The sequence below is a fragment of the Paenibacillus sp. FSL R7-0313 genome, assembly GCF_037969885.1.
Lineage (GTDB): Bacteria > Bacillota > Bacilli > Paenibacillales > Paenibacillaceae > Paenibacillus.
Window position 1 is genome coordinate 1,123,066 of the sequence record NZ_CP150219.1, and the last position, 25,305, is coordinate 1,148,370.

At 46.8% G+C, this 25,305-nt stretch carries 19 protein-coding genes and 3 rRNA genes; 3 read left to right on the top strand and 19 right to left on the bottom strand.

Features of this window, described 5'->3' with window-relative positions; translation table 11 throughout:
• Positions 1-82: 82 nt before the first annotated feature.
• Positions 83-1,360 (bottom strand): HD domain-containing protein, encoded by a 1,278-nt coding sequence (locus NSQ38_RS05010; RefSeq protein WP_339787468.1) that lies wholly within the window; start codon positions 1,358-1,360, stop codon positions 83-85.
• A gap of 317 nt (positions 1,361-1,677) precedes the next feature.
• On the opposite strand from NSQ38_RS05010, the gene NSQ38_RS05015 reads away from it, so the two are divergent.
• On the top strand, positions 1,678-1,932 hold the full coding sequence (locus NSQ38_RS05015; RefSeq protein WP_024633700.1) for an AbrB/MazE/SpoVT family DNA-binding domain-containing protein: 255 nt from the start codon (positions 1,678-1,680) through the stop codon (positions 1,930-1,932).
• Between the two features lie 278 nt (positions 1,933-2,210).
• Here NSQ38_RS05015 and rsmI read toward each other — a convergent pair whose 3' ends face one another.
• The 12 genes from rsmI to NSQ38_RS05075 form a co-directional block, all read right to left on the bottom strand.
• Entirely contained in the window at positions 2,211-3,098 is an 888-nt protein-coding gene (gene rsmI / locus NSQ38_RS05020) for a 16S rRNA (cytidine(1402)-2'-O)-methyltransferase (protein WP_339787471.1), read from the bottom strand.
• Positions 3,099-3,878: a tRNA1(Val) (adenine(37)-N6)-methyltransferase gene (locus tag NSQ38_RS05025; protein ID WP_339787474.1), complete on the bottom strand. Its 780-nt coding sequence runs from the start codon at positions 3,876-3,878 to the stop codon at positions 3,099-3,101.
• 95 nt (positions 3,879-3,973) lie between these two features.
• Positions 3,974-4,342, bottom strand: a complete 369-nt coding sequence (gene yabA, locus NSQ38_RS05030) for a DNA replication initiation control protein YabA (protein ID WP_315939725.1) — start codon at positions 4,340-4,342, stop codon at positions 3,974-3,976.
• A 28-nt stretch (positions 4,343-4,370) separates the two neighbouring features.
• Positions 4,371-5,171 carry a stage 0 sporulation family protein gene (locus NSQ38_RS05035; RefSeq protein WP_053778939.1) on the bottom strand — a complete coding sequence of 267 codons (801 nt, stop codon included), beginning with the start codon at positions 5,169-5,171 and terminating at the stop codon, positions 4,371-4,373.
• Positions 5,172-5,288: 117 nt separating this feature from the next.
• On the bottom strand, positions 5,289-6,260 hold the full coding sequence (holB, locus tag NSQ38_RS05040) for a DNA polymerase III subunit delta' (protein ID WP_076216771.1): 972 nt from the start codon (positions 6,258-6,260) through the stop codon (positions 5,289-5,291).
• 9 nt (positions 6,261-6,269) lie between these two features.
• Positions 6,270-6,713 (bottom strand): YaaR family protein, encoded by a 444-nt coding sequence (locus NSQ38_RS05045; RefSeq protein WP_017691389.1) that lies wholly within the window; start codon positions 6,711-6,713, stop codon positions 6,270-6,272.
• 343 nt (positions 6,714-7,056) lie between these two features.
• The gene (locus NSQ38_RS05050) at positions 7,057-7,386 is read right to left on the bottom strand and encodes a cyclic-di-AMP receptor (RefSeq protein ID WP_017691391.1); all 330 of its coding nucleotides are present in this window, start codon (positions 7,384-7,386) and stop codon (positions 7,057-7,059) included.
• A 61-nt stretch (positions 7,387-7,447) separates the two neighbouring features.
• A complete protein-coding gene (gene tmk, locus NSQ38_RS05055) occupies positions 7,448-8,095 on the bottom strand; it encodes a dTMP kinase (protein WP_074092910.1) in 648 nt (215 codons plus the stop codon).
• A gap of 217 nt (positions 8,096-8,312) precedes the next feature.
• Positions 8,313-9,005, bottom strand: a complete 693-nt coding sequence (locus NSQ38_RS05060; RefSeq protein ID WP_339787477.1) for an LrgB family protein — start codon at positions 9,003-9,005, stop codon at positions 8,313-8,315.
• Positions 8,975-9,325, bottom strand: a complete 351-nt coding sequence (locus NSQ38_RS05065; protein ID WP_164783413.1) for a CidA/LrgA family protein — start codon at positions 9,323-9,325, stop codon at positions 8,975-8,977. The genes NSQ38_RS05060 and NSQ38_RS05065 overlap by 31 nt, the downstream gene beginning before the upstream one ends.
• A gap of 606 nt (positions 9,326-9,931) precedes the next feature.
• Positions 9,932-11,740: an aminotransferase class I/II-fold pyridoxal phosphate-dependent enzyme gene (locus NSQ38_RS05070; protein ID WP_339787480.1), complete on the bottom strand. Its 1,809-nt coding sequence runs from the start codon at positions 11,738-11,740 to the stop codon at positions 9,932-9,934.
• Positions 11,741-11,998: 258 nt separating this feature from the next.
• Complete coding sequence (locus NSQ38_RS05075) at positions 11,999-12,184, bottom strand: sigma factor G inhibitor Gin (RefSeq protein WP_315939719.1); 186 nt, start codon at positions 12,182-12,184, stop codon at positions 11,999-12,001.
• A 501-nt stretch (positions 12,185-12,685) separates the two neighbouring features.
• Between NSQ38_RS05075 and NSQ38_RS05080 the strand changes: the two genes are divergently transcribed.
• Complete coding sequence (locus NSQ38_RS05080; protein ID WP_036606136.1) at positions 12,686-13,210, top strand: hypothetical protein; 525 nt, start codon at positions 12,686-12,688, stop codon at positions 13,208-13,210.
• A gap of 658 nt (positions 13,211-13,868) precedes the next feature.
• On the opposite strand, the gene NSQ38_RS05085 is transcribed toward NSQ38_RS05080, so the two are convergent.
• The 6 genes from NSQ38_RS05085 to gyrA all read right to left on the bottom strand — a co-directional run bounded on the left by NSQ38_RS05085 (position 13,869) and on the right by gyrA (position 23,877).
• Entirely contained in the window at positions 13,869-14,309 is a 441-nt protein-coding gene (locus tag NSQ38_RS05085) for a hypothetical protein (protein ID WP_339787481.1), read from the bottom strand.
• Between the two features lie 212 nt (positions 14,310-14,521).
• A 5S ribosomal RNA gene (gene rrf, locus NSQ38_RS05090) occupies positions 14,522-14,638 on the bottom strand.
• 76 nt (positions 14,639-14,714) lie between these two features.
• Positions 14,715-17,642: ribosomal RNA gene (locus NSQ38_RS05095) — 23S ribosomal RNA — on the bottom strand.
• A gap of 310 nt (positions 17,643-17,952) precedes the next feature.
• Positions 17,953-19,505, bottom strand: a 16S ribosomal RNA gene (locus tag NSQ38_RS05100).
• Together the 16S, 23S and 5S rRNA genes form the textbook arrangement of a ribosomal RNA operon.
• A gap of 465 nt (positions 19,506-19,970) precedes the next feature.
• Positions 19,971-21,089: an HD-GYP domain-containing protein gene (locus NSQ38_RS05105; RefSeq protein WP_133386411.1), complete on the bottom strand. Its 1,119-nt coding sequence runs from the start codon at positions 21,087-21,089 to the stop codon at positions 19,971-19,973.
• A gap of 223 nt (positions 21,090-21,312) precedes the next feature.
• Entirely contained in the window at positions 21,313-23,877 is a 2,565-nt protein-coding gene (gene gyrA, locus NSQ38_RS05110; protein ID WP_339787484.1) for a DNA gyrase subunit A, read from the bottom strand.
• Positions 23,878-24,304: 427 nt separating this feature from the next.
• Between gyrA and NSQ38_RS05115 the strand changes: the two genes are divergently transcribed.
• The gene (locus NSQ38_RS05115) at positions 24,305-25,252 is read left to right on the top strand and encodes a YheC/YheD family protein (RefSeq protein WP_339787486.1); all 948 of its coding nucleotides are present in this window, start codon (positions 24,305-24,307) and stop codon (positions 25,250-25,252) included.
• Positions 25,253-25,305 lie beyond the last annotated feature (53 nt).

Sequence of the window (25,305 nt, forward strand, 5' to 3'; positions counted from 1 at the left end):
AGCAGATTACTGTATCATGAAAAATAGCTCTTTTAGAAAGTGTTTTGATATCAAAATTCTTCATCGGATTATACCCACATGATTACAAGAAATAGGGGCGTATATGTGACGGTAATTCGTGAATAATCGCATCCACCTTGTTTTGCGGGTAATACAAATGATGTTTCCCTCGGTGAAGCCCACTGATGGAACGGACAATGTCAGATACTTCTGACAACTCACGTAAATTGTCCTGTCGATCCAGAAGAAGAATCTGCTTATCTGTGGATTCATCCGGACGAAACACATCATACGGATTATCCGAAGGAAAATCAATTTCAAGATCATATTCGGGATCGAGGCCTGCCTGTACAAAAGCTTCCCGAATCTCTTCCATCATTGTCAAGTCGACCTGTTCAAGCTCTACATACTTATATAACTTGCGATCCATAAAACGTTCGCATAACTCACTCAGAACAGTATCGTCCTCCTTGCGCCACTGCATAAATGCCGTCTGAATTAATGCTTCATCCAACTGCAAATATTCATCTACGGATAATTCTCCATCAAATAATTGAGGGAGTGGATCAATCATGAAGCGGAATTGAAAACCTTGCTGTATGAGTGTTTTCGCTCGCTTGAATATTTGCCGCAATATAATTTCAGAACTACGAGTTACCGGATGGAAGTAAATCTGCCAATACATCTGATACCGAGACATTAGATAATCCTCCACAGCATGCATGCCTGACTCCTTGACTACAATCCGCCCATGATAAGGACGCAGCATCCGAAGGATACGATCAAGGTCAATCGTGCCGTAATTTACACCTGTAAAATAGGCATCCCTGAGCAAATAATCCATTCGGTCTGCATCAAGCGGACTGGTCACCAAGTTCACCACAATCGGCTTTTCATACGTTTTTTGAATGACAGACGCTACTTTCTCAGGAAAATCAGGAGCATACCGTCTTAAGATCGCCCCTACTTCGGTATCACCTGTAATAATGCGGCAAGTCCAATCTTCGTGATTCATGTCAAAAGCTTCCTCGATGGAGTGAGAGAATGGCCCATGTCCGAGATCATGAAGTAGAGCTGCACACAGAGCTACAATCTTTTCTTCCTTTGGCCAATCCGAATAATGACTTCTTTCAAATTGAGAGATGATCTTGCGGGTGATCTCATAAACACCTAGTGAATGTGAGAACCGACTATGCTCTGCTCCGTGAAAGGTAAGGTAAGAAGTACCCAGCTGACGAATCCGGCGTAAACGCTGAAATTCCGGGGTGTTAATTAACTGCCATATAACCGGATCTTGCACGTGGATATAATTATGTACCGGATCTTTGAATACTTTCTCTTCCGTTAAACGTTGTTCCATGTCGACTCACTCCTTTAATTTCTTTTATATTAACGCTTTGAGCTCTGCGATTCACCTAAGATTCGACACCGTATGACGAACTTTGTCGAATGAAGTAGTTTTGTCGTTTTCCAAATCGACAAAGCTGACATTGAGGTTTAAATGCGAAAAACGGCTTCCAATCCCTTACCACCAGTAACCTTGTGAAAAACAGCCTTAATTTTAAGCTAATTTTAAGGTTGACTGATTTGGGAATCGTTGGTATGATGAGTATCATAAAACATAAAATAATGTCGAATAATGACAAAGATAGTTAGCTGAGAGGAGCACTGATTATAATGATGAAATCAACAGGTATTGTAAGAAAAGTGGACGAACTGGGACGGGTAGTTATTCCAATTGAATTGCGCCGTACGCTCGGTATTGGTGAAAAAGATGCTCTGGAAATCTACGTTGACGGCGAGCGCATCATGTTGAAAAAATACGAGCCTGCTTGTATCTTCTGTGGTAATGCAGAGAACGTTACTTACTTCAAAGGTAAAATTGTTTGTAATGAATGTATTTCCGAAATCCCTGCACCTGTGACAAAATAAGAAAAACCAGGTATACTGGACTTATCTAAATTGTTATTTCTAACCTTTTTAATATTCCTTAATGACCTTCCCGGTGTGAACCCCACCGCGGAAGGTATTTTTTTGCCCTGTTATGGGTTCCATTACCCAAAAAGATTCTGTCACACGCGAACCGGAAGAGAACGATAAATTTTGTTTGGAATTTTTTGAGCTACTCTGCTCTTTTTAATATTCCACTAAGGTTGGATATAAGCTTCTTTTCAGGTTATGTTCTCCACAACAGAAGATATTTGGTTAGATTACTGCTCGATTAATGCATTATATACATCACGCTTCGTCAGGCCGCGATCGGTAGCCGTTTTTTTCATTGCATCTTTGCGATTATGTCCTTCACCCTCATAATGGCTGACATGATCCGCGAGTGACATGAGCTGCCACCAGGCTTCGCGCTCAGCCTTACGCTCCTCTTCCTTAATGCCTTCTACCAGCAAACAGTACTCGCCAAGAGGCGGATGTTCTTCAAGCCAGTCTATACATTCCTTCACAGTGCCCCTTGCGAATTCCTCATGACGCTTGGTTAGTTCACGAGCCAGGACAATCGAGCGATCACCCAGGATTTCTTCGAGGTGGACTAATGTTTTCCGAATACGGTGAGGCGATTCATAAAATATCAAAGTCCCGTTCGATTCGTCAAAAGCCTCCAGCACTTTTCGCATGTCCTTTTTCTCCCTCGGCAAAAAACCGCCGAATGTAAAACGCTCCGTCGGTAATCCGGACACGATCAGAGCAGACAACGCAGCGTTGGGTCCAGGGATGGGAATGACCGTTATTCCGGCTTCCAATGCAAGCTGTACAAGGTCGGAACCAGGATCCGAAATGGCTGGCAAACCGGCATCGCTGACGAGTGCCAAATTTTTTCCTTCTATTATATAGCGTATCAGTTCAGGTCCACTTGCCCCCTTATTATGCTCATGATAACTAAACAGCATCGAAGGTGTAATTTCAAAATGGGTAAGCAGCTTTCGGGTCTGGCGTGTATCTTCTGCTGCAATGATGTCACAACTCTGCAATGTCTTGATGGCCCGGAAGGTCATATCCTCCAGATTACCAATAGGTGTTCCAACCAGATAAAGCTTGCCTGATCCTTCAGGCTGCTCCGCATAGCTTTTCTGAATATGCAAAGTCATCTAATTCCCTCCTTTCGTAGTACGCTCAGCATGTTGCTGACCATAGTAAATATCCATAATTTCTTCGCAGTATTTTCCCTCTTCATTGTAGACAATGAGTGGAGGAAGCATCCTTACTTCGGGTTTACCATCTTTCATGCCTTCAATTAATACCATGTTGGCTTCCAGATGAGCACGGGGATGTACCATTCGAATCCGTTTTGGCTCCAGCTTATATTCGCGCATGAGCGAGATAATCTCTGCAAGGCGCTGTGGACGATGAACCATCGATACTTTGCCACCATTACGTACAAGTCGACTGCAAGCCTGAATCACTTCTTCCAGGGTACATCCGATTTCATGACGTGCCATTGCCTGATGTGTGTTCATCTTAAGGTCACTGCCATTCAAAGGCATATATGGAGGATTAACCGTAATTGCATCGTATACAGCGTGTCCTGTTTCTTTCACCAATTCTCGCAAATCACCTTCACGAATCATAATCGACTCGTCCAGTGTATTTAATTGCACACTGCGACGTGCCATATCAGCCAAACGTGGCTGGATCTCGATCCCTTCCAGACTAGCCTGCGTACGCGTTGTAAGCAGAATGGGAACCACCCCGTTACCCGTACACAAATCAAGTACACGACCCCGTTTAGGTACGGAAGCAAACCGGGCTAATAATACGGCATCCATCGAAAAACTAAACACTTCATCACTTTGAATGATTCTCAGATCATGAGAGAGCAGATCATCAATCCGCTCTGACTCATGTAACACAACTTCATTTGCTTTCATATGTTACGCTCATCCTCCGGTACTCTATATCTCATGTTTGTTGAGTTTAGGTTTATAACCTTGAAAAAAAACCGTAGGGGATCCCTACGGTCACTTCATTTATTCAAAAAAGACAGGCAGAACAGACAATCGCCTTCCGTCCGCAAATGTCCATAATAGACGTTGCAGATATGGAAGCCTTCGTGATACAACCGGGCCAGATTATCATACCCTTCACCGACAACGTCCTCGCCTGTAGCCGGACCTGCTGGTCTTGCTACAGGAGCGAGTGCTGAGGAGATCGGCAGATCTGTCGGAGCCTCACGTTTGAGCAGTTTGCGTAACTGCTCATTCTCGATGGTAAGCCGCTGATTATCCTCAAGCAGCTCCTTCACAATCATTTTTAACTCTCCTAAATCACCGTGCAACTGACCCAGTTGGGTTTCCATTTCATGAATGTGCGTAAACAGATTTTTCTTTTCCAAGTTTCCACCCCGAAGCAACCTTTATGGTTTACTTGATAACGACGTCATCCAGCGGAAGTTCTTTGACTTTACTGATGTCGAACAGTTGAACATGGACTGTGCGGCTACCGGCATTAATTCCGACAACTTTTCCTTCACCCAATGAGGTGACGACCAATTTGCCTACAGCTGGCAGTTCTTCTCTCACACTTTCATAGTTATCATGCTCAAATTTCAGACAGCACATGAGTCTTCCGCACAACCCTGAAATTTTCGTCGGATTCAGTGACAGGCTCTGATCTTTAGCCATCTTGATTGATACCGGCTCAAAGTCTCCCAGCCAGGAAGAACAACACAACACACGGCCGCAAGGTCCGATTCCGCCAAGCATCTTCGCTTCATCACGTACACCAATCTGTCTCAGCTCGATTCGTGTCCGGAATATGCTTGCCAGATCCTTGACCAGCTCCCGGAAATCAACTCTTCCTTCAGCTGTAAAATAAAATATAATTTTATTGCGATCAAACGTAAATTCCACATCGACCAGCTTCATTTTGAGGCCATGGTCTTTGATTTTATTTAAACAAGTACCGAATGCTTCTTTCGCTGCACGCTTGTTCTCATCAACCACACGGGCATCTGTCTCGCCCGCAACGCGGATGACTTTCTTCAGCGGCAACACCACATCGGACTCGCCCACTTCCTTCTTACCTACGACAACCTTACCGTACTCAACCCCCCGCGCTGTCTCCACGATAACGCAGTTTTCTTTCTCAATGGGAAGGTCCAGGGGATCGAAGTAATAAATTTTGCCCGCTTTTTTGAAACGGACACCCACTACACTATACAAAAAATTAACCCCCTTGTAAGCCAACCCCACTTCGTCTGAAGCCCCGTCTTCTTAGGGAACCGGATGAAGTTATAACCGTTTGCATATGATTGGAGCTAACTCTGCCCTCTCCCAGTCTTATGCCAAACCGATCAAAAATTGCTCCAGACAAAGCTGGCCATTGACGTTGAAACGCAATTTTTTTCTGCATGCTGCGGCCATATCCATATAGGAGACCCACTGCTCTGTGCTGCGGGTATGTGCCAACTGAGATAACATGTCTAACTGATCTATAAAAACGATATGTTCATGCCTATCGTACTGAACATACAGCATGTCCCTAAACCATAGATGGAACAAACTAAGTAACATGTCCAGGTGTTCAGAGAGTCCGGTTTTAAAAAGCTTCTGCTGTGCAGAGATCAATGATGTACTTCCTCTACCCAGGGACTCCTTCCCTAATTGTAACATTACGTTTCTAATTTCTGCAAACCAATTCTGCTGGAGAATTTCTCTACATGCTTCCAATCCTGACGCTAAATGGACGGCAGAGCGAGCCAGATTGGCAGGGTGCCCTTCCTCAATTAGTGATTGAAGCATCTCTTCCGGATTCAGTGCGCTGAACGGCACCAATTGAGAGCGTGAGCGGATCGTTGGCAACATGGCCTGTCCATTATCTGTAATCAGGATGCCGACTGCTGGTACCTGCGGTTCCTCCAGAAATTTGAGCAAACTGTTTGCTGCCTGCACCGTCATTTTCTCGGCTTGTTCTATAATATATACTTTGGGATGGCCTGCCTCTGATCGGTATGAAAAGATACGCTGCAGATCCCGGATTTGATCTATTTTAATGTTGTTTCCATCTGGTGCAAGCATGGTTAGATCCGGATGGTTACCATGATCCACCTTACGACATTCAAGACACTGCCCACAAGCGTCATCTTCAAGCTCTGTACAGAATATTGCCTTGGCAAAGGTAATTGCCGTCTTCCGTTGCCCGCTACCAGCTGGACCACTAAACAAATACGCATGGCTTATTGCATGACGTCTCAAACTGCTCTGTAACATTTGCTTGGCCGCTTGTTGACCCATAATCTGTTGAAAGGACATACTTCCTCCTCAGAAGCTTAAATTAATAAGCATCCCCCGAATTTCGCCTACTTGTTGTAATAGAGAGATTTTTCCTTCTTCTGTATCCAGCAGTTCATCAGCCATGGATAACAGAGCGGAGTCAATTTCATCAATCAGCTTATACCGCTTGCCTCTGCCACGACGATCCCAACCCCTTGTCTCTTTCATGGAAACACCGCGACGAACGGTCTCTTCCAGGAACCTTTTAACAAGTTGCTTATACGCCTTCAGTTCACGAATCGTCATGGAACGTGCCAAGCGATCGCCCTGAAGCTGGATTTCACTAAACCGGCGATTCAGTTCAGCTTGTGAGGCCCGTTCCCCCTGGTGATTCATCATATCAGAGAAATTTTTGGATTGAACCGGTTTGGAACCTGAATCAGTAGAACTGATCCCGCTCTGAATCGGTCTGAATCCAGGATTGATTTTCATGGATACGCCCGCTTTCTATCATAGATAGCCAATCGCCCATCAGCACAGTGCGCGTTGCGCCTGTGCGTGAGAATGAGGCTTTTATATATGCTGATCACACTCTATATATAATGGTAGATACACATCACCATCAAGGACTTGTTCTTTGTAGTCAACCTCTTTCCGAGATGAACCATTCCCCAGCTGGGAAACGCTCATCCGGAAAGAGTATGCTGATTCTTCTCGTCAAGAAAGGCGTTCCGTAAGTGGCACGCACGAACTCTGTTAACTCTTCTTGCATCCATCGTTTCCAACATGCTATCGATCATGAAGGATCCTCATGAGATCCATGCAATAGGTTTAATTAGAAATGTTCGAAGCGATCTACCGGGAGAACAAATACAGTAGCTCCGCCTACTTGAACTTCAACAGGTAGCGGCAGGTAAGAGTCGGTTGTTCCACTCATCGGTGTGACCGGAGTCACGAGCTGTTCACGAACCTTACAGCTGCTGCGAATGACGTTCATTACGGATTCGACTTGACCATCATCGACACCGATCATAAACGTCGTGTTGCCTGCCTTCAAAAATCCGCCCGTACTGGCAAGCTTTGTTGCCCGAAAGTTTGCTTTGACCAATGCGCTGGATAATCGGTTGCTGTCTTTATCCTGTATAATCGCAACAATCAGTTTCATCCTGCATAACCTCCTTTAGAATAAGCACCTTTATCAAATGCCCTGTCTATATATTAGACAATTACTCGTCAAAATCCTTCAAAATCCCTGTCTCCAGCGACAAAATCATCGCTGCCAAAACATCCTCCTGCTTCATGGAAGCATCGATAACTCTGATTCGTTCCGGGAACTGCTCTTTTAATAGGAAGTAACCCTCTCGTACTTTACGGTGAAACTCCAGATTTTCCAGATCCAGACGGTTCACTTCGCGGCCATCATGAGCATCGATCCGGGCAAGCCCCACTTCAGGCTCAATGTCCAGATATAAGGTTACATCCGGCATGAGATCACCAATCGCAAAGCGATTAATGGCCCATACATTCTCTATCCCGAGTCCACGAGCGTATCCTTGATAGACCAGACTGCTATCGACAAATCGGTCACAAATGACTGCTTTTCCAGCTCTCAGAGCAGGCTCTACTTTCTCCGCCAGATGCTGGCTGCGTGCAGCTGCATACAATAGTGCTTCGGTTCGAGCATCCATTGCCGTATGAAGAGGGTCCAGAATAATGGAACGTATTTTCTCCGCAATCTCAATTCCGCCAGGCTCTCGCGTAACTACGTAAGGTATACCCCGTTCTTCAAAATAAGAACCTACTCTACCGATCATCGTTGTTTTACCGGAACCCTCTCCCCCTTCCAGCGTAATGAATTTACCTCTGCCCTGCATATGCTTCCCTGCTTTCTATGTCGATAATTGCATCTATTGCTGCTGTAATTGAATATGCTTAGACCCTCTTGCTACAAGATATGATATCCCCCGCCCAGAGGTGTATAGCTACAGCTATATCGGTACGTATTAATAACACCAAGATCATACAAGCTTGTTTCTTTCTATCATACTATAGGTCAGCGGTTACTCCAACATGAACAACAAAGTAAAGCGTTCAACCGTAGATAATCCATACCCATAATGGAAGCATAATTGATCCGGCAATAGCACTGACAATCATGGAAACTGAACTGAGGGCTACCGCATTCTCTCCATATTCAAAAGACCTTGCCATGCCGAGAGCATGAGATGCTGAGCCCAGTCCAATTCCATAGGCATGTTTACTACGGACTTTGGCCCATTTCAACAGCATCGGCCCTAGTAATATCCCTGAGAAACCTGCAATCATCACAAACAGCGATGTGAATGAGGCATTCCCTCCAACCTGATTAGCGAGTTGAATAGCCACAGGAGTTGTCACTGATTTTGGCAATAAAGCGATGACCATCTCTTGAGGATAGCCAAGCAGAATGGCGATTAAAGCACCTGTGGAGACACCTGTAATACTGCCTCCGATCGTTCCACCCACAATTGGAATGATATTTTGCTTCAGCACATGCAGATGTCTGGACAAGGGAAAAGCGAGAGATACAACTGCTGGGCCCAAGAGCTCCTGTATCCATTTGCCACCCAGCATATACGTTTCCAGCTGTATACCGGAGATCACCAAGATCAGGATCAGTATGGCAGTTGTTGTGAGTACAGGCATAAGTATTGGCCATTTCAGCCTTTTATATAGACGAGTGGCTGGAATATATACAGCGATGGTTAGCGCGATCATTCCAATTCCGAGGATGAATGCTGACAAGTGATCGCCTCCTTTTTGCCTGAATGAGACGATCTCCATGTCATGAGCCACTCACTTAATTTGGCAGATATCAGACATGTGATTAAGGTGCTCACGATTAAACCAAGAACTAATAACAATGTGTTGGCTCTAAAAAAATCAAAATGATTAATGATGCCCACAGTTGGCGGAATAAACAACAATTGCAGATGAGATTGAAGCCACGTTGACCCTTCTTCTCCCCAGCTCATTTTGATCCATCCCAGTTGAATGGTGACAAACAATACCAACATGCCCACAATACTACCTGTTAACGGCAGATGTAATACAGCTTGAATCAAGTTTCCAATCCAATAAAAACCGTACATCAACAAAACTTGCAGGACTATTCCTGTATATTTTTTTAGCGGAATACCCAAAGTGTTCCCTTCTTTCTTCTGTCTATCTCTATAAGTTGAACTAGAGCGTGTCTTCATACCTGCCGAAAGCAGGAACGTAACTGAACGCGTCTGGAGCAGAGCATGGAGCGGGAGCCCTAACGACCCTGTGACATCTTATTTAGCAATTTGAAACGCCCGCAGCAATCTAAGAAATCTGAAACACGTTATATTGGAATAACCAGCCGTTTACAGCGTGTTTGTTGGGTGATTTTGGTTAATAACGCGTCTCAGATTCCTTACAAAATAAAAGGAGGACTCGAAGGCTAAATAAGACGTCCTCGGTTCCTTAGAAAATCGTCTGGACAATTCGCCAGATCAGCAACCACTTGACTTCCAGATGTTGGACCTGACATCCTTTAACGTATTGCATGCCTGAGTTTGAAGACAACCCTAGCAACTAGATTAATGACCAAGAGACCCTCACATGTGTAGGGTCCAGTATCGCTATCCGTATTGGTCATATAGACTACCTATTGGTGAGTGCTTTCAAAGATTTCATGTGTATCGTCAATTCTTCATGACCTTCAATACCTGTAGAGATGCATCGGATACCCCGTGAAACTTTGCTCCTTCATCCCGCAGGAGTTGTATACGTGTCACCATCGATGGACTTAGGCGTTCACCCGGATACACAAGCGGAATCCCTGGAGGATACGGGACTACCATCTCAGCTGATCGACAACCCACGCTTTCTTCTATCGGAACATTGACCGTATCCGTATCCACAATCGGTTGCAGCGTGAAGGAGATCGGTTCCGAGTAGCGAGTGTTTTCTTGTAAATTGTTCCACGTGGAAATATAATGCGCCGAACCTTTCGCAAGCTGATGAGATGACTCTGTATTAGATTGGACCTGCTCATGCCCATTGGCAGAGCTGATATGGTGTAAAGCCTGCAACAGGTGCTGGGCATCTTGCACCGTTGAGCCCAGGCTGAAGAGCAAGACGACGTACCGTTCGTCGCTCATCTCGGGCACACAGCCGCATGCTTCCAGCTGCTGCTGTAGCCCATAACCGCTCAGCACCCCTGCGCCGTCATAGATGACGGCCTTGAATGGGTCCTGAGCGGTATACCCCGCGGCAGATGGCTTCGCCGCCGCGGTCAGGCCCTCCCGTGTCTGCTGCGCAGCGGACACGGACATGCCAGCCGGCATCGCTGTTCCGGCTGGCGGTTCTTGCTGCAGCAACTGAAAGCGCGACAGCTCCGCGAGGCCGCGCTTAAAAGCATTCACGGCGGCGAGCCCCGCCGTGAAGGTGTTCGCGCCCTGCACGTGCAGCAGCCGGCGCGCCAGATCAAGCGAAGCCATCACCGGGTATGATGGGCTTGAGCTTTGCACCATGGCCAGGCGCTGCCTTAACAGGGACCGGTTTAACCGTGGTCCCTGAATGTGCAGCATGGCACCCATGGTGAAGGCCGTCAGCATCTTATGCGTCGACTGCACAACACCGTCTGCTCCGCATGACAGTGCAGAGACAGGCAGCTCCGGATGCTGCCCATAATGCGCGCCATGCGCTTCATCCACGAGCAATGGCATGCCAGCAGCGTGGCATACCTCGGCTATAGGCGTCAGATCAGCGCCCATGCCGTAATAATTGGGCAAAGTGACAAGTACGCCCTTTGCCTCAGGATAGGACTGGACAGCAGCCTGCACCGTCTCCACCGACGGCATGACCGCAAGTCCAGACGCAGGATCGACCCATGGCTCCAGAAATACAGCTCTTGCGCCCGCCAGCATCAAACCGTGAATAACGGATTTGTGCACATTCCGTTGCACCAGTACAATACTGTTTGGCTCATCACACACAGTTAGCAATAGAGACAAATTACCTGCCGTACTGCCTCCCACAAGGAAGAAACTCTCCTCAGCACCAAAACAATCTGCCGCCAGCTCCTGTGCTTCCTGGATCACACCTTCCGGATGATGCAAATCGTCGGTGCCCGTAATCTCCGTAACATCCATCTCCATCATCTCCAGGAATGAACGATCCGGTACCAATCCTATTTCCGAACGAGTTCCTTCAGCGCTAAGACGTTCCCCACTCCTCATGTCTGCCCCATGTTTCTCCACTGAACTGGATCGCTCTATCCCTCCGTTAACATTCCCTCCTGCATCGGTCTGAATCTCTCCGTTGTGCTGGTGTTCCTCATTAACGATATCCTTAACTGGAGGTTGCCCTGCTTCTGCTTGTTCTACCAAATGTCGATAAGCTTGTCCATTCTTATGCCCAGGCACATGAAAAGAACGCTGCTTAGAATCACGATACGCAAGCAACGCTTCATATAAAGGGGCTCTAGTTGATTTATTTTTATGATCCATGAAATAACCATCCTGTACATATATAATATGCGCCCGATACGCTCCAGTACGCTTCCTAATCTAAGGGACACCCTTCTTCCCCATCTCCACACGCGCTACTGCAAAAATCTCTATATCATTATATCAGCATACGCCTTCCCAAGATGGCATACAAGACAATCTCTCCTCTTAAAAACAGAAAAAGGCCCATTGGGCCTCTATACACATCAGCATCGTTACAATGTGATGTTTCGCTTCTACTTCTATTAGCAACATTCATTATGCGTTTTTTTGTACCCAAATTTGCTTCATTTGATGAATAAAATAATTGTACTTGGCATCCTGCGCGTCGGTATGAACCATTTCCGCTTCACAAGTGTCACATATGAATTCAGATACAATAAAAATGCCTTCTTTTTTTCTTTGCTCGCAGATAATACATGTGTGTTCGGCATGTTCTTCCATGAACCATCCCACCTTGTTTTACGTTTACTATCAGTATTGCACAGTTTCTATTATTTTAAACATTTTCATAGTGCTTTCTTTCTATAAAATATATATATTCGCCCACCCCCTCTTGGGTGTCTGTACCGAAAAATACATTCATTCTCCCTACAAGAACATTCACCTGCTTATGTATATACAGTTATCCTGCATTCCATCGCATTTACCTCTACATCACGTATCCCTTGGCCTGACTCAAACTTATATTCAATTTCCTTAAAAAAACATGGAATCCCAGCCGATATATAATACATGATAACGATATCAAAGCCTGACAGTCCGTGTATTCGGGAGTATACTGAGATAAGCTCCGTCGAATCTCAATATCTTGTACAATCGTCATGTCGTGAGATACAAGGTTCATATATACATACATGCATGATTCAATCCCTTTTACTCGTGTAAGAAAAAAGAACACCTACTCCCACACAAACGTGAATCCGAAGGAGGATATATAATCGTATGATCGCCGAACCGGAGAATAAAGCAACATTTTATCAATACCGGCTTCTGAAAAAAAAGGCTATCGCCCGCAGTGTCATTTACAGCTATCTGTGTCTGCCGGTCATCATGCTCTTATTCAATCTACTCGCATTCTCCTGGACTGGCCTCTTCTTTTTTGTACTGGCAGGTCCAATCACCATCTGGATTCATTATGTCATCGCCAGAACGATATTACTGCTGGTCCGTACCTCTTACGCCAAACGCTGGCGCTGGAATATGCGTATGCCCTGGTTAGGTTATATCCCTGATCAGCATTTCAGCTTCCGTATGTTTGTCCGGGTACACCTTAACATGAGCTGGATTGGATTATGTATCATTACAGTATGTTTGATATGGTCCCCATTGTCCTTCACCCTCTCGCTGATCTTCTGGCATTTGTGGTTGCTGGGTCCTCGCTTGTATGTTGTAATGGTACTCTCCCGTGAGCGCAAAGATGGACTCATCAAATTGAATGAACAAGATGTCTCATACTATCTGCAATAACACTCCCTCGTTTATGCAATACTGAATGTACCTCAATTACCTGTAATACATAATCGCTGAGCCCTTCGAATAATCTGGTGCAAAAACATGATCGTGCATCGTTTAGTTGACTCAGCCTCACATGCTCAAATAAAGGTTATCCACTGTGGATAACCTTTATTTATCGTCCCCTTCTTATCCCTTATCCACAGTATGGGTATAGTAAAATGAGTTATCCCCACTTGAGGCTCCATTCTTCTCCTCTTTTCCTCCGGCGTTCCAAATCCTCATAACCCCAGATATCTCGTAGATCTTGCACCTTTGAGCAATCTCTTGCTCGGTCTCAGCTCTATATGCCTTCTAATTGCTTCCCATCAGCCACTTATTACCTCAATAGCTTTATACAACTTAATACAACTTATATCCTCCGCCTCTATTTTTAGCGCTCCACACTCCCCTACACTTCAAGCACACATACCACCACGTGTACAAAAGAAACTACTCCTTTCCTTCTGTACCTGTATGACTCTGATCCACCATACGTGATAAGTTCTCCCACCATTACTAAAACCTACTTCGCTAAATAACAAAAAGCCCCCGATCATGTACACGGGAGCTTACTATATTATAAGGAACATCACAGCGTTAATTAATCATACCGAACCATAGCTGAACCAGCTCAATCATCTTCAGCCAATGATTTAACTGTCGTTTGAGTAGCATCATTTCTAGGAACCATTAGTGTAAAGGAACCATCATGTACCGCTAAATGCACAGTATGTCCTTCCTTTGCAAATACGCGCAAGGTACTGGATTCATTGGATGTACCCTTGGCTTGCCTCTCTGTCCAACCCCAGCTTTTTATCTCGTCTAGATATACGTCAGGTAAGCTAGTACTCTCACTAATACCAGACAGCGTATATCGAACATAATCCATATCCGAATTATTTTCAGACTGGTCAGATTTATTCGCTACTTTAGGCACCGGAAAACTTTTCTCGTTCACCGCACCTTCATATGAAGTCCATACAGATCCTGAAACTTCACCGCATCCTGCCAGAACAACGGTCAAACAAAGCAACAGAAATGATTGTAGTCCAAGTCTCCGCCAACTTAACACACACACCCTCCTTTTCACAGCTGCACATTCCAGCTCTGTGGTCAGGTACTTTTAGCATATTTAACATAGTCCTATTATACTGGTTTTGCCGCTGTTATCCGTAACAAAAATGTTACCTTCCAATATCGATCATGTCAGAGCTTCCGCTCATCGTATCTAATCCTTACAAAAAAATAAAAACCACCACCGAATAACATCGGCAGTGGTTAATTGCTTGGCGGCGTCCTACTCTCCCAGGACCCTGCGGTCCAAGTACCATCGGCGCTAGAGGGCTTAACGGTCGTGTTCGGGATGGGTACGTGTGGAACCCCTCCGCCATCGCCACCAAACGCGTAGCTTACATTTCAGAGTGTTGTTCTCTGAAAACTAGATTCGAAACGAAACACGCGAATTACAACTTGCTAATTGGATAAGCCCTCGACCGATTAGTACTGGTCAGCTCCATGCATTGCTGCACTTCCACCCCCAGCCTATCTACCTCGTCGTCTTCAAGGGGTCTTACATACTGGGAAATCTCATCTTGAGGGGGGCTTCACGCTTAGATGCTTTCAGCGTTTATCCCGTCCGTACATAGCTACCCAGCGGTGCTCCTGGCGGAACAACTGGTACACCAGCGGTACGTCCATCCCGGTCCTCTCGTACTAAGGACAGCTCCTCTCAAATTTCCTACGCCCACGACAGATAGGGACCGAACTGTCTCACGACGTTCTGAACCCAGCTCGCGTACCGCTTTAATGGGCGAACAGCCCAACCCTTGGGACCTACTTCAGCCCCAGGATGCGATGAGCCGACATCGAGGTGCCAAACCTCCCCGTCGATGTGGACTCTTGGGGGAGATAAGCCTGTTATCCCCAGGGTAGCTTTTATCCGTTGAGCGATGGCCCTTCCATGCGGTACCACCGGATCACTAAGCCCGACTTTCGTCCCTGCTCGACTTGTAGGTCTCGCAGTCAAGCTCCCTTATGCCTTTGCACTCTTCGAATGATTTCCAACCATTCTGAGGGAACCTTTGGGCGCCTCCGTTACTCTTTAGGAGGCGACCGCCCCAGTCAAACTGCCCACCTGACACTGTCCCCGCACCGGATTACGGTACCAGGTTAGAACCTAGATACGATCAGGGTGGTATCCCAACGTTGCCTCCACGTAAGCTGGCGCTCACGTTTCAAAGGCTCCCACCTATCCTGTACAGATCGTACCCAAATTCAATATCAAGCTGCAGTAAAGCTCCATGGGGTCTTTCCGTCTTGTCGCGGGTAACCTGCATCTTCACAGGTATTAAAATTTCACCGGATCTCTCGTTGAGACAGCGCCCAAGTCGTTACGCCATTCGTGCGGGTCAGAATTTACCTGACAAGGAATTTCGCTACCTTAGGACCGTTATAGTTACGGCCGCCGTTTACTGGGGCTTCGGTTCACAGCTTCGGGATTACTCCCTAACCACTCCCCTTAACCTTCCAGCACCGGGCAGGCGTCAGCCCGTATACTTCGCCTTACGGCTTCGCACAGACCTGTGTTTTTGCTAAACAGTCGCTTGGGCCTTTTCACTGCGGCCCCCTCGTGCTATTCACACTACCGGGGCACCCCTTCTCCCGAAGTTACGGGGTCATTTTGCCGAGTTCCTTAACGAGAGTTCTTCCGCGCGCCTTAGAATACTCTTCTCGCCTACCTGTGTCGGTTTGCGGTACGGGCACCTTCACCTGGCTAGAGGCTTTTCTTGGCAGTGTGAGATCATGACCTTCGCTACTATAATTTTCGCTCCCCATCACAGCTCAGCCTTACAATGTGCGGATTTGCCTACACATCAGCCTTACTGCTTAGACGGACATCCATCAGTCCGCGTCACTACCCTACTGCGTCCCCCCATTGCTCATAACGGCTTACGGTGGTACAGGAATTTCGACCTGTTGTCCTTCGACTACGCCTTTCGGCCTCGCCTTAGGTCCCGACTTACCCTGAGCGGACGAGCCTTCCTCAGGAACCCTTAGGCTTTCGGCGGATCAGATTCTCACTGATCTTTTCGTTACTCATACCGGCATTCTCACTTGTATAATGTCCAGCGCTCCTTACGGTACACCTTCAACCCTTATACAACGCTCCCCTACCCCTGATGCAAAGCATCAAGCCATAGCTTCGGTGGTGTGTTTAGCCCCGTTACATTTTCGGCGCAGAGTCACTCGACCAGTGAGCTATTACGCACTCTTTCAATGGTGGCTGCTTCTAAGCCAACATCCTGGTTGTCTGTGCAACTCCACATCCTTTCCCACTTAACACACACTTGGGGACCTTAGCTGATGGTCTGGGCTGTTTCCCTTTTGACAATGGATCTTAGCACTCACTGTCTGACTCCCGGAAGTAAGTCTATGGCATTCGGAGTTTGACTGAGCTTGGTAACCCTTGCGGGCCCCGCACCCAATCAGTGCTCTACCTCCACGACTCTGTTTTCCGAGGCTAGCCCTAAAGCTATTTCGGGGAGAACCAGCTATCTCCGAGTTCGATTGGAATTTCTCCGCTACCCCCACCTCATCCCCGCATTTTTCAACATGCGTGGGTTCGGGCCTCCAGTGCGTGTTACCGCACCTTCACCCTGGACAGGGGTAGATCACCCGGTTTCGGGTCTACGTCCACGTACTAAGTCGCCCTATTCAGACTCGCTTTCGCTGCGGCTCCGGCTCTTCACCTTAACCTTGCACGGGAACGTAACTCGCCGGTTCATTCTACAAAAGGCACGCCATCACCCCTAAAACGGGCTCTGACTTTTTGTAAGCACACGGTTTCAGGTTCTATTTCACTCCCCTTCCGGGGTGCTTTTCACCTTTCCCTCACGGTACTGCTTCACTATCGGTCGCTAGGAAGTATTTAGCCTTGGCAGATGGTCCTGCCGGATTCATACGGGGTTTCACGTGCCCCGCACTACTCGGGATCCGTCTCGGAGGGAACAGACTTTCAACTACAGGGCTTTTACCTTCTTTGGCGGGCCTTTCCAGACCTCTTCGCTTAACCGGTTCCTTTGTAACTCCATGTGAGACGTCCCACAACCCCAAAGAGCAAGCTCTCTGGTTTGGGCTTCTCCGCGTTCGCTCGCCGCTACTGACGGAATCACTATTGTTTTCTCTTCCTCAGGGTACTTAGATGTTTCAGTTCCCCTGGTATGCCTCACACTAACCTATGTATTCAGTTAGGTGTAACTGGAAATTACCCCAGCTGGGTTTCCCCATTCGGACACCCCCGGATCAAAGCTTGCTTACAGCTCCCCGAGGCAGTTTCGTTGTTCGCCACGTCCTTCATCGGCTCCTAGCGCCTAGGCATCCTCCGTGTGCTCTTAGTAGCTTAACCATTTTGTTCCGGTTTCGGTCGCTCGCTTCCCTTGTTTTGCTTACGCAAAGCCAAAAGTCACTCTCACCCGAGACCATCACAAAAGCAATTTGACTACCGTTTTTATTGAAACTTGTTTACACAAGTTCAGCTAAAAAGGAATGTTCTAATTCGCGTTTGTTTCGTTTCGATATCTAGTTTTCAAAGAACAAGCTCCATGCAAAAGCAAGCTGTTTGAGAGTTTGAGCTCTCAAAACTGAGCAACGAGTGAGTGTTTTGCAGCTAAGCTGCATATTTGAATGTTTCCGTTGCAGGAAACGATTCTCCATAGAAAGGAGGTGATCCAGCCGCACCTTCCGATACGGCTACCTTGTTACGACTTCACCCCAATCATCTATCCCACCTTCGGCGGCTGGCTCCTTGCGGTTACCCCACCGACTTCGGGTGTTATAAACTCTCGTGGTGTGACGGGCGGTGTGTACAAGACCCGGGAACGTATTCACCGCGGCATGCTGATCCGCGATTACTAGCAATTCCGACTTCATGCAGGCGAGTTGCAGCCTGCAATCCGAACTGAGACCGGCTTTGTTGGGATTGGCTCCATCTCGCGATTTCGCAGCCCGTTGTACCGGCCATTGTAGTACGTGTGTAGCCCAGGTCATAAGGGGCATGATGATTTGACGTCATCCCCACCTTCCTCCGGTTTGTCACCGGCAGTCTATCTAGAGTGCCCATCCGAAATGCTGGCAACTAAATATAAGGGTTGCGCTCGTTGCGGGACTTAACCCAACATCTCACGACACGAGCTGACGACAACCATGCACCACCTGTCTTGAATGTTCCGAAGAAAAGGTACATCTCTGCACCGGTCATTCAGATGTCAAGACCTGGTAAGGTTCTTCGCGTTGCTTCGAATTAAACCACATACTCCACTGCTTGTGCGGGTCCCCGTCAATTCCTTTGAGTTTCAGTCTTGCGACCGTACTCCCCAGGCGGAGTGCTTAATGTGTTAACTTCGGCACCAAGGGTATCGAAACCCCTAACACCTAGCACTCATCGTTTACGGCGTGGACTACCAGGGTATCTAATCCTGTTTGCTCCCCACGCTTTCGCGCCTCAGCGTCAGTTACAGCCCAGAGAGTCGCCTTCGCCACTGGTGTTCCTCCACATATCTACGCATTTCACCGCTACACGTGGAATTCCACTCTCCTCTTCTGCACTCAAGTCACCCAGTTTCCAGTGCGATCCGGGGTTGAGCCCCGGGATTAAACACCAGACTTAAATGACCGCCTGCGCGCGCTTTACGCCCAATAATTCCGGACAACGCTTGCCCCCTACGTATTACCGCGGCTGCTGGCACGTAGTTAGCCGGGGCTTTCTTCTCAGGTACCGTCACCTTGAGAGCAGTTACTCTCCCAAGCGTTCTTCCCTGGCAACAGAGCTTTACGATCCGAAAACCTTCATCACTCACGCGGCATTGCTCCGTCAGGCTTTCGCCCATTGCGGAAGATTCCCTACTGCTGCCTCCCGTAGGAGTCTGGGCCGTGTCTCAGTCCCAGTGTGGCCGATCACCCTCTCAGGTCGGCTACGCATCGTCGCCTTGGTGAGCCGTTACCCCACCAACTAGCTAATGCGCCGCAGGCCCATCCCCAAGTGACAGATTGCTCCGTCTTTCCAGTTTTCTTCAGGCGAAGAAAACAACTATTCGGTATTAGCTACCGTTTCCGGTAGTTGTCCCAAACTTGAGGGCAGGTTGCCTACGTGTTACTCACCCGTCCGCCGCTAACCATCAGAGAAGCAAGCTTCTCATCAAGTCCGCTCGACTTGCATGTATTAGGCATGCCGCCAGCGTTCGTCCTGAGCCAGGATCAAACTCTCCAATAAAGTATTGAAAAGAGCGATAAGCTCATTTTGAATCTGACGAGATTAAAAATCTCATTTGTGCTCCAGTCGATTCAAGCCAAGGCTTGTCTCAACTTTCACGTTCATTCTGCAAGCAGAATGTTTACTCACTCGTTGTTCAGTTTTCAAAGATCAAACTTGTTTCGTTACCGAATGTCGTTCTCTTCAGCAACTTTTATATCTTACCACATCCGAACCAACTTTGCAAGCTCTTTTTTTAAGTTTCTTTCGAAGCTTATTTCATTTGCTTGCCGCACCGTGTAAACCGTGTTTTCTTGGCCGGAATTAGAATATACCATGTACAGATACTGAATGCAAGTCTTTTTTTGAGTAATTATATATCTTTCTATAATATTTCTGGTTTTTCTACATTCCCACATTTATCTCACGTAAAAAGCCTCTCTATAAAAGAAAGGCCCTCTCTTCAAGTTACTTTAATATCTATTGTTATCCGATAACCTCTTGGATGTGAAGCTGCCGTTGCTGCATCAGGTTAATGATGGTTCCTTCTACTGACACCATAGGCCGTGTAGGATGATCTCGATCAGAGAATACGATCTCTCCAATTTGGTTATTGCTGAGTTTTACTCGGATGCCATTATGGATCTGGGTCGAACGTTGAACAAATACTCTTACAATTGCAGGATCCAATTTCCCAAATGCCTCACTTTGAATCTGTTCTAGGACTAGGTATGGTGATTGTGCCTTGCGGTAGATCTTCTCCAGCGTCATGGCGTGGAAAATATCAGCAATAGCTACAATCTTGGCATAAATATGAATCTGCGTCCCACTAAGCTGCAACGGGTAGCCTGATCCATCAACTTTTTCATGATGCTGCAAAGCTGCAAGTCTGGCTCCCTCGTTAATGGCCTTTGCCTGTTTAAGGATCTGATAACCATATTTCGTATGCTGGCGAATCTCTTCCTGCTCTGTAGCCGTCAACGTGGATGGTTTATGGAGAATCTGCGGATCTACCTTGTTGTTACCAATATCATGGAACAAGCCTGCAAAAGCAACTTGCATCCAATCCTTGGAGGGCAGATCGATCCATTGAGCCAGTTGATACGATGTGATCGCACTCAGTACGGCATGGTGATATACATAATCATGTTCTTGCATTACTCGTGGACTGAAGGTAAGCACATTATATTGTTTGAGATGTGCAAACACAGCCTCCAACTGTGTACGTAACTCATAGACCGGCAATTCAGCCGCCAGAGAGGACAGGAAAGCATTTTTCGTTAGTCCGACCATCTTCTCATACTCATCCTGCAAAGACGTTACTACAGGAGCTGTGGTGACGTTCCCTGTCTTCCCTGCCCGTTCACCACTCTTGTCATTGGCAGAACTTCCTGCAGACACAGAGGCACCTTTGGTTGCTGTACTACTCGACGCCATTCTTTCTTGTTCAATATCTACCTGTTGAATCATAAAGGCTCTGAGCACTTCCATATCCTTGGGTAAAATAACTTTTCCCTTCTGGAGCAGAACGTTGCCGCGAAGTGTTTGCACATCACTCCCAAGTTTGAGTCCTGGTTTGACTTCTGACAGGGTGATTAATCCCATGTGTATTCCCCTCACTCATCGTTCTTCTATGTTAATAACAAACAAGACCATAGTCCCGGTTTTTCATGATATTTCCCATTATATTACTCAGAAATCAGGCTGTACATCCCAGATTCGGAAGAATACACGAAGAGATTCCTTTATACAACAAAAGGGCTCCCCGTGGGAGCCCTCGCAATCTTCTTCCAATCTCCAAGAGATCGGTTTTTATAACATTCTATTTTTATGCTTCCGAACCGGAATCGTCGTCGCCCTCAACTTCATTAACCTCAGCTTCAGAAACGGTGCCTTCTTCCAAGCTTACTACCGGAGCTTGGGACTCCTCGCCTTCCAAGCCTTCAAGCGACTCATCGTCTGGTTCTTCTTCATTCTTATCAATTCGGCTGACTGTAGCTACTGAGTCCTCGTCACGAATATGAATCAGTTTCACACCCTGCGTGTATCGACCCATAGTGGATATGCCTTCCATGCTCATCCGGATCAACGTACCACTAGACGTAATAATCATCAGATCCTCTTCGGTTTTAACCATTTTGAGGCTGACTACTGAGCCGTTCTTCTCTGTGACATTAATAGTCTTGATCCCTTTACCGCCACGAGTCTGCATCCGATAGTCACTCACAGGTGTACGTTTACCGTAACCTTTGGCTGTAACGATTAGAACATCAAGGTCTTTATCAACTACATCCATGCCGATAACGGCATCCTGTTCATCCAATGTGATCCCTTTAACCCCGGTGGCACTACGTCCCATGGAACGTACATTACCTTCGGAGAATCGAATAGACATTCCGTGAGCTGTACCCATGATGATCTCTTGCTGTCCATCGGTCAGCTTAACATCGATCAGAATGTCATCATCACGCAAGGAAATACCGATCAAGCCGCCTTTGCGGATATTGGTGTAATCCTCAAGTGGTGTTTTCTTCACAACCCCTTGGCGGGTAGCAAAGAACAGGTATCTGTCACTTTCGAATTCCTGAACCGGAATCACGGCATTAACTGATTCACCCTGCTCAATCTGGATCAGGTTGATAATCGGCGTTCCCCGTGCGGTACGTCCAAGCTCTGGAATCTCGTACGCTTTGAGACGGTACACTTTACCTTTGTCAGTGAAGAACATGAGGTAATTGTGAGAGTTGGTCACGAACAGATGCTCGACAAAGTCGGTATCTTTCGTATCCATACCCACGACCCCACGTCCACCACGTTTCTGGCTGCGGTAAGTGGATACCGGCAGACGTTTCACGTAGCCTGTATGAGTAATCGTAATGATAACCTCTTCACGTGGAATCAGGTCCTCATCCAGAATACTCTCTTCACCTACAGTAATCTCTGTACGACGATCATCGCTGAAGCGGTCGCGGATCTCTTGCAGCTCCGTACTGATAATCTCAAGTACCAGATGCTCATTGGCCAGAATTTCGCGATACTCTCTGATTTTGACCATCAGTTCGTTATATTCATTTTCAATACGTTCGCGTTCCAGACCTGTGAGTCGTTGCAAACGCATATCGAGAATAGCTTGAGCCTGATCATGACTGAGTGAGAAGCGCTCAATCAAACCTTCTCTTGCTGCATCCGCATTACTGGATGAACGAATCAACGTAATAATCTCGTCGATATGATCCAGCGCAATACGTAAACCTTCTAGAATGTGTGCACGAGCTTCAGCCTTTTTCAGTTCAAACTGCGTACGTCTGCGAATAACCTCAATCTGATGCTGCAGGTAGTGATACAACACTTCACGCAAGTTCAGAATTTTAGGTTCTTTATTAACAATCGCAAGCATGTTAATCCCGAAAGTGGATTGCATCGATGTATGTTTGTACAGGTTGTTCAGGACAACCCCCGGATTCACGTCTCTGCGAAGCTCAATGACAACCCGCATACCATTACGGTCAGACTCATCACGAAGGTCAGTAATACCATCAATCTTTTTATCACGTACCAACTCGGCGATTTTCTCAACGAGTCTCGCCTTGTTTACCTGATAAGGCAGCTCCGTAACGATAATTCGCGCCTTGTTGTTGTTCTCTTCGATGTTGGTTTTGGCCCGCATCGTTACTGAACCACGTCCGGTCTGATACGCCTGGCGAATGCCTGAGCGGCCCAAAATGTAGCCGGACGTAGGGAAGTCTGGTCCTTGAATGTAATCCATGAGTTCCATGGATGTAATGTCCGGATTTTGAATCATGGCTTGTACACCATCAATGACCTCGCCCAGGTTATGAGGAGGAATATTGGTAGCCATACCTACCGCGATCCCGCCGACCCCATTGACAAGCAAGTTAGGAAAACGAGCAGGCAGAACGATTGGCTCATGTTCTTCACCGTCATAGTTCGGCTGGAAATCAATCGTATCCTTGTTGATATCTCTGAGCATTTCCATAGCAATCTTGGACAAACGTGCTTCGGTATAACGCATGGCTGCTGCCATATCACCATCGACCGATCCAAAGTTACCATGTCCATCTACATGCATATAACGCAGGGAGAAATCCTGTGCCATCCGTACCATCGTCTCGTAAACAGCAGAGTCACCGTGTGGGTGATACTTACCGATAACTTCGCCGACGATTCTGGCTGATTTTTTATGTGGTTTATCGGGTGTCATGCCGAGCTCTGACATCGCGTACAGAATACGCCGGTGAACCGGCTTCAATCCATCACGCACGTCAGGTAAGGCACGGCTAACGATGATGCTCATCGCATAATCCATAAACGATTCACGCATCTCGACGCCTATATCCCGATCTGTAATCTGAGAGTTCATTTCTTCCGCCATGCTGGACCTCCTTCTTGTCCTTCAACAAACGTTCCATTCCGTCATGCAAAAAAAGTTGATTATATGTGAAAAGCCTAACAAGGCTAAAACCGCGCAAGAACGCTACTCTTTATTATATTACTTTCACAAAAGTTACACAATTAAACGTCCGCTGGGCAATAGCCTTTCTTCCGGGAACTTCTGCGTGTCTAGGGATACGCCCTGCCTTCCTCCCCAATTGCACATACAATGCTAGAAAAACGGCATATGTACTGTGCCTACCGAGGCTAAAGCCATTCCCGTCCTACGATCAAACTGCAAATTGTGCAGCTCATCGCACAAAACGCCATATTTCTCTATTATACCACTGAAATCGTCTCTTGTCCTTTGATTTCTCCGTGTCTGTCCCTCTTTAGAACTGAGCAAAACATGAAAGGACTGATGAATCTTGGGTATCCAACGCGTCTCCAGCAAATGGGCCAAAACAGCTGTATTACAACGCAGTCGCATTGTGAATGAATATATCCCAGTGACCCGAAAATATAGCCGTCAAACTCTGGAACGAATGACTGAATTATTTGAGTCCAACTATATCAAACCGGACCGTGGTACTTACGGTAATGGCGTTATGCGGGTGAAAACAACCCGTTTATACGAACCTGTCGTTAGTTCCGAAGATTCCACCACAGATACAGAGGTTTCGGAAGAAACCAATGATCGGAACCTGCCTGATGAACCCGAAGCAAGTGCTGTTACCTCCAGAGCTACCTATCTCACAACAACATATCAACTCCAATACGGTACAGAGGAGAGATCATTTCATTCCTTGGACGAACTCGAACGAGCACTGAATGATCGCATTCAGGAACGTGAATATATCATTCAACAGGGAATATCGCTGATGAAGCATGAAGATTTGCCTTTTGACTTGCGTGTGTTAACTCAGAAAAATCTGCAACACAACTGGGAAACAACAGGTATTCTGGGACGTGTTGCTGCGCCGGGCAAAATCATCACCAACATTCATGGTGGTGGGCGATTGGCCACGTTTGAAGAACTCGTACTCCCCAATCTTCAACAGGATGGCTTCAAGAAACTCCGTACTGAGCTGTACCGCTTAGGTATTCATACCGCTGTACAATTGCAAACATCATTTCCAAGACTCAAAGAGATTGGTATTGATATTGCGCTAGACGAAGCAGGGCGTCCCTGGATTCTTGAAGTCAACACACTGCCAGGCATTTATGCCTTTGGCTTATTACCGGACAAGGAGGCTTACCGGAAGATCAAACGTTATGCGATTGCGTACGGTCGTTTGCCCTCCAAAAAGAGTAAGAGCTCCCGTCCATCCCCCAAAGCACAGGCCTCGTCTGCCAAAAAACGTGTACGTAGATAACAAAGGGTACGGAAGTCTAAGTTACGCCTTCCCTGTTCCATACCTTCTCTAAT

Bases quoted from the DNA above. Each gene is read 5' to 3' on its own strand.
- NSQ38_RS05045 (WP_017691389.1), bottom strand. From the start codon at position 6,713: ATGAAAATCAATCCTGGATTCAGACCGATTCAGAGCGGGATCAGTTCT.
- NSQ38_RS05070 (WP_339787480.1), bottom strand. From the start codon at position 11,740: ATGGATCATAAAAATAAATCAACTAGAGCCCCTTTATATGAAGCGTTG.
- NSQ38_RS05075 (WP_315939719.1), bottom strand. From the start codon at position 12,184: ATGGAAGAACATGCCGAACACACATGTATTATCTGCGAGCAAAGAAAA.
- NSQ38_RS05015 (WP_024633700.1), top strand. From the start codon at position 1,678: ATGATGAAATCAACAGGTATTGTAAGAAAAGTGGACGAACTGGGACGG.
- NSQ38_RS05080 (WP_036606136.1), top strand. From the start codon at position 12,686: ATGATCGCCGAACCGGAGAATAAAGCAACATTTTATCAATACCGGCTT.
- NSQ38_RS05050 (WP_017691391.1), bottom strand. From the start codon at position 7,386: ATGAAACTGATTGTTGCGATTATACAGGATAAAGACAGCAACCGATTA.
- holB (WP_076216771.1), bottom strand. From the start codon at position 6,260: ATGTCCTTTCAACAGATTATGGGTCAACAAGCGGCCAAGCAAATGTTA.
- NSQ38_RS05025 (WP_339787474.1), bottom strand. From the start codon at position 3,878: ATGAAAGCAAATGAAGTTGTGTTACATGAGTCAGAGCGGATTGATGAT.
- rsmI (WP_339787471.1), bottom strand. From the start codon at position 3,098: ATGACTTTGCATATTCAGAAAAGCTATGCGGAGCAGCCTGAAGGATCA.
- tmk (WP_074092910.1), bottom strand. From the start codon at position 8,095: ATGCAGGGCAGAGGTAAATTCATTACGCTGGAAGGGGGAGAGGGTTCC.
- NSQ38_RS05010 (WP_339787468.1), bottom strand. From the start codon at position 1,360: ATGGAACAACGTTTAACGGAAGAGAAAGTATTCAAAGATCCGGTACAT.
- NSQ38_RS05105 (WP_133386411.1), bottom strand. From the start codon at position 21,089: ATGGGATTAATCACCCTGTCAGAAGTCAAACCAGGACTCAAACTTGGG.
- gyrA (WP_339787484.1), bottom strand. From the start codon at position 23,877: ATGGCGGAAGAAATGAACTCTCAGATTACAGATCGGGATATAGGCGTC.